15 protein-coding genes and 1 other annotated feature (1 of these 16 only partly in view) are annotated in these 14,969 nt (G+C 43.2%); all 15 genes read left to right on the forward strand.

Annotation, left to right across the window (positions count from 1 at the left end; translation table 11 throughout):
* On the forward strand, positions 1–1,017 hold the 3' portion of the coding sequence (locus MHI44_RS12095; RefSeq protein WP_003235007.1) for a protein arginine kinase. Its footprint begins 75 nt before the window's first position; only the last 1,017 of its 1,092 coding nucleotides appear in the window; its start codon lies off the left edge, out of view; it ends in the stop codon at positions 1,015–1,017.
* Positions 1,014–3,446 carry an ATP-dependent protease ATP-binding subunit ClpC gene (clpC, locus tag MHI44_RS12100; protein ID WP_003235011.1) on the forward strand — a complete coding sequence of 811 codons (2,433 nt, stop codon included), beginning with the start codon at positions 1,014–1,016 and terminating at the stop codon, positions 3,444–3,446. Before MHI44_RS12095 ends, clpC begins: the two co-directional genes overlap by 4 nt.
* Before the next feature lie 91 nt (positions 3,447–3,537).
* The gene (gene radA, locus MHI44_RS12105) at positions 3,538–4,914 is read left to right on the forward strand and encodes a DNA repair protein RadA (RefSeq protein WP_014475593.1); all 1,377 of its coding nucleotides are present in this window, start codon (positions 3,538–3,540) and stop codon (positions 4,912–4,914) included.
* A gap of 3 nt (positions 4,915–4,917) precedes the next feature.
* Complete coding sequence (gene disA / locus MHI44_RS12110) at positions 4,918–6,000, forward strand: DNA integrity scanning diadenylate cyclase DisA (protein ID WP_003225736.1); 1,083 nt, start codon at positions 4,918–4,920, stop codon at positions 5,998–6,000.
* A 115-nt stretch (positions 6,001–6,115) separates the two neighbouring features.
* Complete coding sequence (locus tag MHI44_RS12115) at positions 6,116–7,216, forward strand: PIN/TRAM domain-containing protein (RefSeq protein ID WP_003235014.1); 1,101 nt, start codon at positions 6,116–6,118, stop codon at positions 7,214–7,216.
* A 14-nt stretch (positions 7,217–7,230) separates the two neighbouring features.
* Entirely contained in the window at positions 7,231–7,929 is a 699-nt protein-coding gene (ispD, locus tag MHI44_RS12120; RefSeq protein WP_015252991.1) for a 2-C-methyl-D-erythritol 4-phosphate cytidylyltransferase, read from the forward strand.
* Positions 7,922–8,398, forward strand: a complete 477-nt coding sequence (ispF, locus tag MHI44_RS12125) for a 2-C-methyl-D-erythritol 2,4-cyclodiphosphate synthase (RefSeq protein WP_003225745.1) — start codon at positions 7,922–7,924, stop codon at positions 8,396–8,398. The genes ispD and ispF overlap by 8 nt, the downstream gene beginning before the upstream one ends.
* 90 nt (positions 8,399–8,488) lie before the next feature.
* Entirely contained in the window at positions 8,489–9,940 is a 1,452-nt protein-coding gene (gene gltX / locus MHI44_RS12130) for a glutamate--tRNA ligase (protein ID WP_014478617.1), read from the forward strand.
* Between the two features lie 2 nt (positions 9,941–9,942).
* Positions 9,943–10,173, forward strand: a binding site (T-box leader).
* A gap of 68 nt (positions 10,174–10,241) precedes the next feature.
* The gene (gene cysE, locus MHI44_RS12135) at positions 10,242–10,895 is read left to right on the forward strand and encodes a serine O-acetyltransferase (RefSeq protein WP_003225749.1); all 654 of its coding nucleotides are present in this window, start codon (positions 10,242–10,244) and stop codon (positions 10,893–10,895) included.
* A complete protein-coding gene (cysS, locus tag MHI44_RS12140) occupies positions 10,892–12,292 on the forward strand; it encodes a cysteine--tRNA ligase (protein WP_339201995.1) in 1,401 nt (466 codons plus the stop codon). The genes cysE and cysS overlap by 4 nt, the downstream gene beginning before the upstream one ends.
* A 3-nt stretch (positions 12,293–12,295) precedes the next feature.
* On the forward strand, positions 12,296–12,727 hold the full coding sequence (locus tag MHI44_RS12145; protein ID WP_014475597.1) for a mini-ribonuclease 3: 432 nt from the start codon (positions 12,296–12,298) through the stop codon (positions 12,725–12,727).
* On the forward strand, positions 12,711–13,460 hold the full coding sequence (rlmB, locus tag MHI44_RS12150; RefSeq protein WP_014475598.1) for a 23S rRNA (guanosine(2251)-2'-O)-methyltransferase RlmB: 750 nt from the start codon (positions 12,711–12,713) through the stop codon (positions 13,458–13,460). Before MHI44_RS12145 ends, rlmB begins: the two co-directional genes overlap by 17 nt.
* A gap of 6 nt (positions 13,461–13,466) precedes the next feature.
* A complete protein-coding gene (rae1, locus tag MHI44_RS12155; RefSeq protein WP_003235032.1) occupies positions 13,467–13,979 on the forward strand; it encodes a ribosome-dependent mRNA decay endonuclease Rae1/YacP in 513 nt (170 codons plus the stop codon).
* A 62-nt stretch (positions 13,980–14,041) separates the two neighbouring features.
* On the forward strand, positions 14,042–14,698 hold the full coding sequence (sigH, locus tag MHI44_RS12160; protein ID WP_003225758.1) for an RNA polymerase sporulation sigma factor SigH: 657 nt from the start codon (positions 14,042–14,044) through the stop codon (positions 14,696–14,698).
* Between the two features lie 92 nt (positions 14,699–14,790).
* A complete protein-coding gene (gene rpmG / locus MHI44_RS12165; RefSeq protein ID WP_003156421.1) occupies positions 14,791–14,940 on the forward strand; it encodes a 50S ribosomal protein L33 in 150 nt (49 codons plus the stop codon).
* Positions 14,941–14,969 lie beyond the last annotated feature (29 nt).

Below are 14,969 nucleotides of genomic sequence, written 5' to 3' on the forward strand. Positions count from 1 at the left end.
CTCAGCAGCCGCATACGTTTAGCAAGGAACTTTGAGCATATTCGGTTCCCTACGCGGTATTCCAATGAAGAAGCCTCATCCATCATACAGCAATTTGAAGATCAGTTTTCAGAGCAAGAAATTCCCGGAATCGGCAAATTTGTTTTGATTAGAATGAATGATGCACAGCCTTTAGAGAAGCGTGTACTTGTTGAAAAACATCTAATCAGTCCGAATCTGACAGAGTCTCCTTTTGGCGGCTGTTTGCTTTCTGAAAATGAGGAAGTAAGCGTCATGCTAAATGAAGAGGACCATATTAGAATTCAGTGTCTTTTCCCTGGATTTCAGCTTTTGGAAGCAATGAAAGCCGCAAACCAGGTCGACGACTGGATTGAAGAAAAAGTTGATTATGCATTCAATGAGCAAAGAGGATACTTAACCAGCTGTCCTACAAACGTAGGTACAGGTTTAAGGGCTTCGGTCATGATGCATCTGCCGGCACTGGTTTTAACTAGGCAAATAAATCGAATTATACCGGCAATTAATCAATTAGGCTTAGTTGTTAGAGGAATTTATGGGGAAGGCAGCGAAGCAGTAGGGAATATCTTTCAAATTTCAAATCAGATCACGCTTGGTAAGTCGGAGCAGGATATTGTAGAGGATCTTAACAGTGTTGCTGCTCAGTTGATTGAACAAGAACGATCTGCCCGAGAAGCGATTTATCAAACTTCTAAAATCGAACTTGAGGATCGGGTATATCGGTCATATGGGGTCTTGTCTAATTGCCGGATGATAGAATCGAAAGAAACTGCAAAGTGCCTTTCAGATGTTCGGTTAGGCATAGACTTAGGCATAATAAAAGGACTTTCAAGCAACATACTTAACGAACTTATGATTTTGACGCAGCCAGGGTTTTTACAGCAATACTCGGGAGGCGCTTTGCGTCCGAACGAAAGGGACATTCGAAGAGCGGCTCTCATCAGAGAACGGCTTCACTTAGAAATGAATGGGAAAAGACAGGAGGATGAATCGATATGATGTTTGGAAGATTTACAGAACGAGCTCAAAAAGTACTGGCGCTAGCACAGGAAGAAGCACTTCGGTTAGGTCATAATAACATTGGCACTGAGCATATTTTATTAGGACTGGTAAGAGAAGGAGAGGGCATTGCTGCTAAAGCTCTTCAAGCGCTTGGACTCGGTTCAGAAAAAATTCAGAAAGAAGTAGAAAGTTTGATCGGGCGCGGGCAGGAAATGTCTCAAACGATTCATTATACTCCTAGAGCTAAAAAAGTCATTGAGCTTTCAATGGATGAGGCAAGAAAACTCGGTCATTCTTATGTGGGAACAGAACATATTCTTCTTGGTCTGATTCGTGAAGGAGAAGGTGTTGCTGCGAGAGTTCTGAATAATCTCGGTGTCAGCTTAAATAAAGCAAGACAGCAGGTGCTCCAGCTTCTAGGAAGTAATGAAACAGGATCATCAGCGGCAGGAACAAACAGCAATGCGAATACGCCTACGCTTGACAGCTTGGCAAGAGACTTAACTGCTATTGCGAAGGAAGACAGCCTTGACCCTGTAATCGGCAGAAGCAAGGAGATCCAGCGTGTCATTGAAGTGTTAAGCCGCAGAACGAAAAACAACCCTGTTCTCATTGGGGAACCAGGTGTAGGTAAAACGGCTATCGCAGAAGGTTTGGCACAGCAAATTATCAATAATGAAGTACCCGAAATTTTGCGTGATAAACGTGTGATGACATTAGACATGGGAACAGTTGTTGCCGGCACAAAATACCGCGGAGAATTTGAGGATCGCCTGAAGAAGGTCATGGATGAAATTCGCCAGGCAGGAAATATCATTCTATTCATCGATGAGCTCCATACATTAATCGGGGCAGGCGGAGCAGAAGGTGCTATTGATGCATCTAATATTTTAAAACCTTCACTTGCTCGTGGCGAACTCCAATGTATTGGTGCAACGACTCTTGATGAGTACCGTAAATATATTGAAAAAGATGCAGCACTGGAACGCCGTTTTCAGCCGATTCAGGTTGATCAGCCATCTGTAGATGAAAGTATTCAAATTTTACAAGGTCTGCGTGACAGATACGAAGCCCACCACCGCGTTTCTATCACTGATGATGCCATTGAAGCTGCGGTTAAGCTTTCTGACAGATATATTTCTGACCGCTTCCTTCCGGATAAAGCAATTGACTTGATCGATGAAGCGGGTTCAAAGGTGAGACTGCGCTCATTTACAACGCCTCCTAACTTAAAAGAGCTTGAGCAGAAGCTTGATGAGGTTCGTAAAGAGAAGGATGCGGCAGTGCAAAGCCAAGAGTTTGAAAAAGCTGCTTCCTTGCGTGATACTGAACAACGCCTGCGCGAGCAAGTAGAGGATACGAAGAAATCATGGAAAGAGAAGCAAGGGCAGGAAAACTCAGAGGTTACTGTGGATGATATTGCGATGGTTGTATCCAGCTGGACCGGTGTGCCTGTATCTAAAATCGCCCAAACTGAAACTGATAAGCTTCTCAATATGGAAAACATTCTTCATTCCCGCGTCATCGGCCAGGATGAGGCAGTTGTAGCTGTTGCAAAAGCCGTCAGACGTGCGAGAGCAGGATTAAAAGATCCTAAACGCCCAATCGGCTCATTCATTTTCTTAGGCCCTACAGGTGTAGGTAAAACAGAGCTTGCACGAGCACTTGCTGAATCCATTTTTGGCGATGAAGAATCCATGATCAGAATTGATATGTCTGAATACATGGAAAAACACTCAACCTCAAGACTTGTTGGTTCACCTCCGGGATATGTGGGATATGATGAAGGCGGTCAATTGACAGAGAAAGTCAGAAGAAAACCTTACTCTGTCGTGCTTCTTGATGAGATCGAGAAAGCGCACCCTGATGTCTTCAATATCCTTCTGCAAGTTCTTGAAGACGGACGATTGACAGATTCTAAAGGACGCACAGTCGATTTCCGCAATACCATTCTGATCATGACATCAAACGTCGGAGCAAGTGAGCTGAAACGCAATAAATATGTCGGCTTTAACGTTCAGGATGAAACTCAAAATCATAAAGACATGAAAGATAAAGTGATGGGTGAATTGAAACGAGCGTTCAGACCTGAGTTCATCAACCGTATTGATGAAATCATTGTCTTCCATTCACTTGAGAAAAAACATCTTACTGAAATTGTGTCATTAATGTCTGATCAATTAACGAAACGCCTGAAAGAACAAGATCTTTCTATCGAATTGACAGATGCTGCAAAAGCGAAAGTCGCGGAAGAGGGCGTTGACCTGGAATACGGTGCCCGTCCGTTAAGAAGAGCGATCCAAAAACATGTCGAGGATCGTTTATCTGAAGAACTCCTCAGAGGAAATATTCATAAAGGACAGCATATTGTTCTTGATGTAGAAGATGGCGAATTTGTCGTAAAAACGACTGCTAAAACGAATTAATATAGAAGACGGAAATGAGGCATACAGCATGTAAGTGTATGCCTCACTTTCATATCAAGAAATAGAACAAGGGAGAGGTCTTACACTATATATGGCTAAAACAAAATCGAAATTCATCTGCCAATCCTGCGGCTACGAGTCTCCAAAATGGATGGGGAAATGTCCGGGCTGCGGTGCTTGGAATACAATGGTGGAAGAAATGATTAAAAAAGCACCGGCCAATCGGAGAGCGGCTTTTTCTCATTCTGTTCAAACTGTACAGAAACCTTCACCTATTACATCAATCGAAACATCAGAAGAACCCCGCGTCAAAACCCAGCTTGGCGAGTTTAACAGAGTACTCGGCGGAGGTGTCGTTAAAGGCTCCCTCGTTTTAATTGGCGGTGATCCTGGTATCGGAAAGTCAACGCTATTACTGCAGGTTTCCGCTCAATTATCAGGCTCATCAAACAGTGTCCTGTATATTTCGGGAGAAGAATCTGTAAAGCAAACGAAGCTGCGAGCAGACCGTCTCGGCATTAATAATCCGTCACTGCATGTTTTATCTGAAACCGATATGGAGTATATTTCGTCTGCTATACAAGAGATGAATCCAGCGTTTGTCGTTGTTGACTCTATTCAAACGGTTTACCAAAGCGATATTACATCGGCTCCAGGCAGTGTGTCACAGGTCAGAGAATGTACCGCTGAGCTGATGAAAATTGCAAAAACAAAAGGTATTCCGATTTTTATCGTAGGGCACGTAACGAAAGAAGGGTCTATTGCAGGTCCAAGACTGTTGGAGCATATGGTTGACACTGTTTTATATTTTGAAGGAGAACGCCACCATACTTTCCGTATTTTGCGGGCTGTAAAAAACCGTTTCGGATCCACAAACGAAATGGGCATTTTCGAAATGCGGGAAGAGGGGCTCACTGAGGTTTTGAATCCTTCGGAAATTTTCTTAGAAGAACGCTCTGCTGGTTCCGCAGGCTCGAGTATCACTGCCTCTATGGAGGGCACTAGACCGATTCTCGTTGAAATTCAGGCACTCATCTCGCCAACAAGCTTTGGCAACCCAAGGCGTATGGCAACGGGAATAGACCATAACAGGGTTTCTCTGTTAATGGCTGTGTTAGAAAAAAGAGTTGGACTGCTGCTGCAAAATCAGGATGCTTATTTGAAAGTGGCTGGCGGCGTTAAGCTTGATGAACCGGCAATTGATCTTGCGATTGTGATTAGTATTGCATCAAGCTTTAGAGACACACCTCCAAATCCTGCAGATTGCTTTATTGGAGAAGTGGGATTAACCGGAGAAGTCCGGCGGGTTTCAAGAATTGAACAGCGTGTGAAAGAAGCGGCAAAGCTTGGTTTTAAACGCATGATCATACCCGCGGCAAATCTGGATGGATGGACAAAACCAAAAGGGATTGAGGTTATCGGAGTAGCAAATGTTGCAGAAGCGCTTCGTACTTCATTAGGAGGATAATAGATGGAAAAAGAGAAAAAAGGGGCGAAACACGAGTTAGACCTGTCATCTATATTGCAGTTTGTTGCTCCGGGTACACCGCTCAGAGCGGGGATGGAAAACGTCTTGAGAGCAAATACAGGCGGTCTGATTGTTGTTGGATATAATGATAAAGTAAAAGAAGTAGTGGACGGCGGCTTTCACATAAACACGGCTTTTTCTCCGGCGCATTTATATGAGCTGGCTAAAATGGATGGAGCGATCATTTTAAGTGATTCTGGTCAAAAGATCCTATACGCGAATACTCAGCTGATGCCGGATGCCACAATTTCTTCATCAGAAACAGGAATGCGGCACAGAACTGCCGAAAGAGTAGCTAAGCAAACTGGCTGTCTTGTAATCGCCATTTCTGAAAGAAGAAATGTCATAACGTTATATCAGGAAAACATGAAGTATACACTAAAAGACATAGGATTTATTTTAACCAAGGCGAACCAAGCCATTCAAACACTTGAAAAGTATAAGACAATCCTCGATAAAACGATTAATGCACTGAACGCGTTAGAGTTTGAGGAACTTGTTACCTTCAGTGATGTCTTGTCTGTCATGCATCGTTATGAAATGGTACTGAGAATCAAAAACGAAATTAATATGTATATCAAAGAGCTGGGGACAGAAGGGCATCTGATCAAACTGCAAGTCATTGAACTGATTACGGATATGGAAGAAGAGGCTGCTTTATTTATTAAGGACTATGTAAAAGAAAAGATTAAAGATCCGTTTGTTCTCTTGAAGGAGCTGCAGGATATGTCCAGTTATGATCTGCTGGATGATTCCATTGTGTATAAGCTTCTCGGTTACCCTGCTTCTACTAATCTTGATGATTATGTATTGCCGAGAGGATACAGGCTGTTAAATAAGATACCGCGTCTTCCGATGCCGATTGTTGAAAATGTTGTAGAAGCATTTGGAGTCCTGCCAAGGATTATTGAGGCGAGTGCAGAAGAATTAGATGAAGTAGAGGGAATCGGTGAAGTACGAGCCCAAAAAATCAAAAAAGGATTAAAACGCCTGCAAGAGAAGCATTATTTAGACAGACAACTGTGATTTCGGTTAAAACCTTATGAATACGGGTATATTAATGTTGGTTTTTGTTTATTCTGATATTCGTAGGATGCATAAGACTTTGTGAAATTAAAATGTTAAAAAAGGAGGTGGGGGTATGTTAAAACGAATAGTTCAGGCGTTCTTCATTATTTTTGGCGGCGTTGTTGGTATATTTTTGATACCTGAATTGTTTGTACTGTTAAATATACAGGACATACCTTTAATAACAAACGCATATACGTCTGCGGCAATAGGAGCAATTATCTTTTTTCTCATCAGTATATGGGGTACAGAATACGTTGTGAACTGGGTGAAGTGGATAGAGGATTCATTGTTAAAAGCGCCGGTTCCAGATTTGTTATTTGGAAGTCTTGGCTTAGTTTTTGGACTTATAATTGCTTATCTTATCGTAAATGTTATTCCTTTAGACAATATACCTTACCGCATATTCAGCACAATAATTCCTGTATTTTTGGCTTTCTTCCTCGGTTATCTCGGCTTCCAGGTGGGCTTTAAGAAAAAGGATGAATTGATCAGCCTGTTTTCCATTTCCGCCAGAATGCAAAAGAAAAAAGGAACAGCTGATGAAGAACATGAGGTTCAAGACAAGAAGCTGAAAATTTTGGACACTAGTGTTATTATTGATGGGAGAATAGCAGATATTTGTCAGACTGGTTTTTTAGAGGGAGTTATCGTGATTCCGCAGTTTGTCCTTGAGGAATTGCAGCATATTGCAGACTCTTCAGATGTTTTAAAACGAAACAGAGGACGCCGCGGTCTTGATATCCTGAACCGCATTCAGAAAGAATTAGACATTGAAGTTGAAATTTACGAAGGCGACTTTGAAGATATTCAGGAGGTTGACAGCAAGCTCGTCAAACTTGCTAAGCTGACATCCGGGGTCGTCGTGACGAATGATTTTAATTTAAATAAAGTGTGCGAGCTTCAGAAGGTAGCAGTATTAAACATTAATGACCTTGCCAATGCGGTCAAGCCTGTTGTGCTTCCTGGCGAGGAAATGAATGTTCAGGTCATTAAGGACGGGAAAGAGCATAATCAGGGAGTTGCCTACTTGGATGACGGTACGATGATTGTCGTTGAAGAAGGACGGAATTATATCGGCAAGCATATTGATGTACTCGTCACAAGTGTGCTGCAGACAGCAGCGGGACGAATGATTTTTGCGAAGCCTAAGCTGTTGGAGAAGGCGCTGTAAAGGGAGAAGAAACAATGAGTTATGATGTGGTGATTCCTGCAGCCGGACAGGGAAAGCGGATGAAGGCAGGGAGAAATAAACTGTTCATTGAGCTGAAGGGAGACCCGGTGATCATACACACGTTAAGAGTGTTTGACAGCCACCGGCAGTGCGATAAAATCATTTTGGTGATTAACGAGCAGGAGCGGGAGCACTTTCAGCAATTGCTGTCCGATTACCCGTTCCAAACTTCAATTGAGCTTGTTGCAGGCGGAGAAGAGCGTCAGCACAGTGTGTATAAGGGGCTGAAAGCCGTAAAGCAGGAAAAGATTGTCCTTGTACATGACGGTGCCCGCCCATTTATAAAACATGAACAAATTGACGAACTGATCGCAGAGGCGGAACAGACAGGAGCGGCCATCCTTGCTGTTCCGGTAAAAGATACGATTAAACGCGTTCAAGATTTACAAGTCAGTGAGACGATTGAACGTTCAAGCTTGTGGGCTGTCCAAACGCCACAAGCTTTTCGTCTTTCTTTATTGATGAAGGCTCACGCTGAGGCTGAGCGCAAGGGATTTTTAGGGACGGATGACGCCAGCCTCGTTGAACAGATGGAAGGCGGTTCGGTCCGTGTTGTAGAAGGCAGCTATACAAATATTAAGCTGACGACGCCAGACGATTTGACGTCAGCTGAAGCTATCATGGAATCAGAAAGTGGGAATAAACATGTTTAGAATTGGACAAGGATTTGATGTGCATCAATTAGTTGAGGGCCGTCCTCTCATTATTGGCGGAATTGAAATCCCGTACGAAAAAGGGCTGCTTGGCCACTCTGATGCAGACGTTTTGCTGCATACCGTCGCTGACGCCTGCCTGGGAGCTGTGGGTGAAGGAGACATCGGCAAGCATTTTCCTGACACAGATCCCGAGTTCAAGGACGCAGATTCTTTCAAATTACTTCAGCATGTCTGGGGAATCGTGAAACAGAAGGGGTATGTCCTTGGGAACATTGATTGCACCATCATAGCGCAAAAGCCGAAGATGCTGCCGTACATAGAAGATATGAGAAAAAGAATTGCTGAAGGCCTTGAGGCAGATGTTTCTCAAGTAAATGTAAAAGCAACAACGACAGAAAAGCTTGGATTTACAGGCCGGGCGGAAGGAATAGCGGCTCAGGCGACAGTACTGATACAAAAAGGCTAACTTGTTTTGATGCCGGGTCTATTTGGTGGTAGAATAGATTCATACATTTTTGCCTGAGGCCATACATGACATGAAAGGAAGTATTTGAAAATGGGAAACGAAGTACGCGTCCGTTATGCACCGAGTCCAACCGGACATTTGCATATTGGAAATGCCAGAACGGCGCTTTTTAATTATTTATTTGCCCGCAATCAAGGCGGTAAGTTTATCATTCGAGTTGAGGATACAGATAAAAAGCGCAATATTGAGGGCGGAGAACAAAGCCAGCTGAATTATCTGAAGTGGCTAGGTATTGACTGGGATGAGAGTGTGGATGTCGGAGGAGAGTACGGCCCATACCGTCAGTCAGAGCGTAACGATATCTATAAAGTGTACTATGAAGAGCTTCTTGAAAAAGGGCTTGCTTATAAATGTTACTGTACGGAAGAAGAGCTTGAAAAAGAGCGTGAAGAACAGATTGCCCGCGGAGAAATGCCTCGTTATTCCGGAAAACACAGAGACCTGACTCAGGAAGAACAGGAGAAATTTATCGCTGAAGGCAGAAAACCAAGTATTCGTTTCCGCGTGCCGGAAGGAAAAATCATCGCCTTCAATGATATCGTAAAAGGCGAAATTTCTTTTGAATCAGATGGCATCGGCGACTTTGTTATTGTGAAAAAGGACGGAACGCCGACTTACAACTTCGCGGTAGCGATTGATGACTACTTAATGAAAATGACACACGTGCTGCGCGGTGAGGATCATATTTCTAACACACCGAAACAGATTATGATTTATCAAGCATTTGGATGGGATATTCCTCAGTTCGGACACATGACGCTGATCGTAAACGAAAGCCGTAAAAAGCTCAGTAAACGTGATGAATCCATTATTCAATTCATCGAGCAGTACAAAGAGCTTGGCTACCTGCCAGAAGCACTGTTCAACTTTATCGGCCTGTTAGGCTGGTCACCGGTTGGAGAAGAAGAGCTTTTCACAAAAGAGCAGTTTATTGAAATTTTTGATGTAAATCGTTTATCTAAATCACCAGCTTTGTTTGATATGCATAAGCTAAAATGGGTTAACAACCAATATGTGAAGAAGCTGGATCTTGATCAGGTTGTTGAACTGACGCTTCCGCATTTGCAAAAAGCGGGCAAAGTTGGCACTGAGCTTTCTGCTGAAGAACAAGAGTGGGTTCGTAAACTGATTTCCCTGTATCATGAGCAATTAAGCTACGGTGCGGAAATTGTTGAGCTGACTGATTTGTTCTTTACGGATGAGATCGAGTATAATCAAGAAGCGAAAGCTGTTCTGGAAGAAGAACAGGTTCCTGAAGTGCTCAGCACATTCGCAGCGAAGCTTGAAGAGCTTGAGGAGTTCACTCCGGATAATATCAAAGCATCAATCAAAGCAGTGCAGAAAGAAACTGGCCATAAAGGGAAAAAACTGTTTATGCCGATTCGTGTTGCTGTAACAGGGCAAACTCACGGTCCGGAACTGCCGCAATCAATTGAATTGATCGGTAAAGAGACTGCAATTCAGCGTTTAAAGAATATCTAAATAAATGATTGTTGACAGGGAAGAGTATAAAGCTTTAGGCCATTACAGAAAGGATCTCCATTGGCTGAGAGAGATCCATGAGCCGGGTTTTAGAAGTGCGCCCTTAAGACCTTTGAAGAACGTTTTTTGAAATCAGTATTCAAAGGCGGCCGCCGCCGTTACAGGCTGAAGTTGGGAGAGCAGAAGTCTGCTTTTCAAACAGAGTGGAACCGCGCGGTTAAAGCGTCTCTGTCATGTTTACATGCAGAGACGCTTTTTTTATTGGGTAGAGGAAATCAGATAGAGAAACGGGGGGAAGCATGTGTTTTTTAGAATGCTCAAAGAAGACATTGATACTGTGTTCGATCAAGATCCCGCAGCAAGAAGCTATTTTGAAGTGATTTTAACTTATTCCGGTTTACATGCTATATGGGCGCATCGGATTGCACATGCTTTATATAAACGAAAATTTTATTTCCTTGCACGCCTTATATCTCAAGTAAGCCGATTTTTTACCGGGATAGAAATCCACCCCGGCGCTACAATCGGGAGAAGATTTTTCATAGACCACGGCATGGGGGTTGTCATTGGGGAGACATGTGAAATCGGCAATAACGTAACCGTTTTTCAGGGGGTTACCCTCGGGGGAACGGGGAAAGAAAAGGGAAAAAGGCACCCAACGATTAAAGATGACGCATTGATAGCCACAGGTGCTAAAGTGCTCGGTTCTATTACGGTCGGTGAAGGCTCAAAGATTGGGGCTGGTTCAGTAGTGCTGCATGATGTTCCTGATTTTTCAACAGTTGTCGGTATCCCTGGACGGGTCGTTGTACAAAATGGCAAGAAAGTAAGACGCGATTTAAACCATCAGGATTTGCCCGATCCAGTTGCTGACCGCTTTAAGTCTTTGGAACAGCAGATTTTAGAGCTGAAGGCAGAACTTGAAGACAGAAAAGAAAGGATCAACCAAAAATGACAATCACACTTTATAATACATTGACTAGACAGAAGGAAACATTCGTTCCTCTTGAAGAGGGAAAAGTGAAAATGTATGTATGCGGACCCACGGTTTACAATTACATTCATATCGGGAACGCGCGTCCGGCAATCGTTTACGATACGGTGCGAAACTATTTAGAGTATAAAGGCTATGATGTGCAGTATGTCTCTAACTTCACAGACGTAGACGATAAATTAATTAAAGCGGCAAATGAACTCGGTGAGGATGTACCCACCATTTCAGAGCGTTTTATTAAAGCATACTTTGAAGACGTAGGTGCGCTCGGCTGCCGAAAAGCCGACCTTCATCCGCGAGTAATGGAGAACATGGATGCCATTATCGAATTCGTAGATCAGCTCGTGAAAAAGGGCTACGCATATGAATCAGAAGGTGACGTATATTTCAAAACCAGAGCATTTGAAGGGTACGGAAAGCTTTCTCAGCAATCAATCGATGAACTTAGATCAGGTGCACGCATCCGAGTCGGCGAGAAAAAAGAAGATGCTCTTGATTTCGCATTGTGGAAAGCGGCAAAAGAAGGAGAAATCTCTTGGGATAGCCCTTGGGGGAAAGGACGTCCGGGCTGGCACATTGAATGCTCAGCAATGGTGAAAAAGTATCTCGGTGACCAGATTGATATCCATGCGGGCGGACAGGATTTAACATTCCCTCACCATGAAAACGAAATTGCGCAATCTGAGGCGCTGACAGGCAAAACGTTTGCGAAGTACTGGCTTCATAATGGTTATATCAATATTGATAATGAAAAAATGTCAAAATCACTAGGCAACTTTGTGCTTGTGCATGACATCATTAAACAGCATGATCCGCAGCTTTTGAGATTCTTTATGCTATCTGTTCATTATCGCCATCCGATTAACTATTCAGAAGAGCTTCTGGAGAATACGAAAAGCGCGTTCAACCGTTTAAAAACAGCGTACAGCAATCTTCAGCACCGTCAGAACAGCAGTACGAATTTAACCGAAGATGACGATCAATGGCTTGAAAAAGTTGAAGAACACCGCAAAGCATTCGAAGAAGCGATGGACGATGATTTTAATACGGCGAATGCCATTTCAGTCTTGTTTGACTTAGCGAAACACGCCAATTATTATCTTCAGAAAGATCATACGGCTGATCATGTGATTACGGCGTTTATTGAGATGTTTGACCGCATTGTTTCTGTCCTCGGTTTTTCGTTGGGTGAGCAGGAACTTCTCGATCAAGAGATTGAAGACTTAATCGAAAAGCGAAATGAAGCGCGCCGGAATCGCGATTTTGCATTGTCAGACCAGATCCGCGACCAGCTGAAAAGCATGAATATCATTCTTGAAGATACGGCTCAAGGCACTCGCTGGAAACGGGGAGAATAACAGATGCTTGAATTTGATACGATAAAAGATTCTAAGCAGCTTAACGGTCTTGCGCTTGCTTATATAGGTGATGCCATTTTTGAAGTGTATGTCAGGCATCACCTGCTTAAGCAGGGCTTTACCAAACCAAATGATCTTCATAAGAAATCAAGCCGGATTGTTTCAGCAAAGTCACAGGCTGAGATCCTATTTTTTCTGCAGAATCAATCATTTTTTACGGAAGAAGAGGAAGCGGTGCTGAAAAGAGGCAGAAATGCCAAGTCAGGGACAATACCTAAAAATACAGATGTTCAGACGTACCGCTACAGTACAGCATTTGAAGCGCTTCTGGGCTACCTTTTTCTAGAGAAAAAAGAGGAACGACTTAGTCAGCTCGTAGCCGAAGCTATACAATTCGGGACGTCAGGGAGGAAAACAAATGAGTCAGCAACATGATTACGTCATAGGGAAAAATGCAGTGATCGAGACGTTAAAATCTGATCGGAAGCTGTATAAGCTGTGGATGGCGGAAAACACCGTAAAGGGACAAGCACAGCAAGTGATTGAGCTTGCCAAAAAGCAGGGAATCACGATTCAATACGTCCCGAGAAAAAAACTCGATCAAATGGTGACAGGACAGCATCAGGGCGTAGTGGCACAGGTTGCAGCGTATGAATATGCAGAACTGGATGATTTATATAAAGCAGCCGAAGAAAAAAATGAACAGCCTTTCTTCCTCATTCTGGACGAGCTTGAAGACCCTCATAATCTTGGTTCCATTATGAGGACAGCAGATGCGGTCGGCGCTCATGGCATCGTCATTCCAAAACGGAGAGCTGTCGGGCTGACAACAACAGTGGCAAAAGCTTCAACAGGAGCAATTGAGCACATTCCTGTAGCAAGAGTCACCAATTTGGCACGGACGTTAGAAGAGATGAAAGAGCGGGGAATCTGGGTTGTCGGAACGGATGCGTCCGCGCGTGAGGATTACCGTAATATGGACGGCAATATGCCTTTGGCTCTAGTCATCGGAAGTGAAGGAAAAGGGATGGGCCGCCTTGTGAAAGAAAAGTGCGATTTTCTCATTAAACTCCCGATGGCCGGAAAGGTAACTTCACTAAATGCATCTGTCGCGGCTGGTCTTTTGATGTATGAAGTCTACCGGAAACGAAACCCTCTGGGAGAATAAAGACCCATGGATATCCTGTTAGTAGACGGGTACAACATGATTGGAGCCTGGCCGCAGCTGAAGGATTTAAAAGCGAACAGTTTTGAAGAGGCGAGAGACGTACTGATTCAGAAAATGGCGGAATATCAATCGTATACAGGAAACAGGGTTATTGTTGTTTTTGACGCGCATCTCGTAAAAGGGCTTGAGAAAAAACAGACCAACCATAGAGTTGAAGTAATTTTTACAAAAGAAAATGAGACGGCTGATGAGCGGATAGAAAAGCTCGCTCAGGCTTTGAATAATATTGCGACTCAAATTCACGTTGCGACCTCTGACTATACTGAGCAGTGGGCGATTTTCGGACAGGGGGCATTGCGGAAATCGGCCCGGGAGCTTCTGAGAGAGGTAGAAACGATTGAAAGGCGAATAGAGAGACGGGTAAGAAAAATCACTTCCGAAAAGCCGGCGGGTAAAATTGCTTTATCGGAAGAGGTTTTGAAAACGTTTGAAAAGTGGAGGCGGGGAGACTTAGATTAAGTTGACGCTTTTTTGCCCAATACTGTATAATATTTCTATCTACGTGCGCCGGGGGGATCGGAGTGAATCTACAGAACAACAAGGGAAAATTCAACAAAGAGCAGTTTTGCCAGTTGGAGGACGAGCAGGTCATTGAAAAGGTTCATGTTGGGGACAGTGATGCGTTAGATTACTTGATTACGAAGTACCGAAACTTTGTTCGGGCAAAAGCAAGATCCTATTTCTTAATAGGGGCGGACAGAGAGGATATTGTTCAGGAAGGCATGATAGGCCTCTATAAGTCTATTCGTGACTTCAAAGAGGACAAGCTTACCTCATTCAAAGCTTTTGCAGAATTATGTATTACCCGCCAAATTATTACCGCAATAAAGACAGCTACTCGCCAGAAACACATTCCTTTGAATTCCTACGTCTCATTAGATAAACCGATCTTTGATGAAGAATCAGACCGAACGCTGCTGGATGTCATTTCAGGAGCGAAAACCTTAAATCCTGAGGAAATGATCATTAATCAGGAAGAATTTGATGATATTGAAATGAAAATGGGAGAACTATTAAGTGATTTAGAGAGAAAAGTACTCGTCTTATATCTCGACGGGAGAAGTTACCAAGAGATTTCTGATGAACTGAACCGACATGTGAAATCGATCGACAATGCCCTTCAGCGTGTGAAACGCAAGCTGGAGAAGTACTTGGAAATTCGCGAAATCAGTTTGTAATAGGAATTTATGCTATATTGACAGTATTTTTCTGACTATGATATGTTACTAAAGATAAGAACTAATGTCTATTTAGAAAAAGGTGTAATGACATGAGAAAAAAGATTACGTTAGCATGCAAGACATGCGGAAACCGTAATTATACGACAATGAAGAGCTCTGCATCAGCGGCTGAGCGATTAGAAGTAAAGAAATACTGCAGTACTTGCAATTCACATACAGCTCATCTTGAAACAAAATAGTTTTTGCGCTTTTAAATTGTGGAGGTCTT

The sequence above is a fragment of the Bacillus sp. FSL K6-1366 genome (genome assembly GCF_037976695.1).
GTDB classification, from domain to species: Bacteria; Bacillota; Bacilli; order Bacillales; family Bacillaceae; genus Bacillus; species Bacillus subtilis.

Coding starts and splice junctions, on each gene's coding strand:
- ispF (WP_003225745.1), top strand. CDS start 7,922: ATGTTTAGAATTGGACAAGGATTTGATGTGCATCAATTAGTTGAGGGC.
- rae1 (WP_003235032.1), top strand. CDS start 13,467: ATGGATATCCTGTTAGTAGACGGGTACAACATGATTGGAGCCTGGCCG.
- gltX (WP_014478617.1), top strand. CDS start 8,489: ATGGGAAACGAAGTACGCGTCCGTTATGCACCGAGTCCAACCGGACAT.
- rlmB (WP_014475598.1), top strand. CDS start 12,711: ATGAGTCAGCAACATGATTACGTCATAGGGAAAAATGCAGTGATCGAG.
- MHI44_RS12115 (WP_003235014.1), top strand. CDS start 6,116: ATGTTAAAACGAATAGTTCAGGCGTTCTTCATTATTTTTGGCGGCGTT.
- cysS (WP_339201995.1), top strand. CDS start 10,892: ATGACAATCACACTTTATAATACATTGACTAGACAGAAGGAAACATTC.
- rpmG (WP_003156421.1), top strand. CDS start 14,791: ATGAGAAAAAAGATTACGTTAGCATGCAAGACATGCGGAAACCGTAAT.
- MHI44_RS12145 (WP_014475597.1), top strand. CDS start 12,296: ATGCTTGAATTTGATACGATAAAAGATTCTAAGCAGCTTAACGGTCTT.
- disA (WP_003225736.1), top strand. CDS start 4,918: ATGGAAAAAGAGAAAAAAGGGGCGAAACACGAGTTAGACCTGTCATCT.
- radA (WP_014475593.1), top strand. CDS start 3,538: ATGGCTAAAACAAAATCGAAATTCATCTGCCAATCCTGCGGCTACGAG.
- ispD (WP_015252991.1), top strand. CDS start 7,231: ATGAGTTATGATGTGGTGATTCCTGCAGCCGGACAGGGAAAGCGGATG.
- clpC (WP_003235011.1), top strand. CDS start 1,014: ATGATGTTTGGAAGATTTACAGAACGAGCTCAAAAAGTACTGGCGCTA.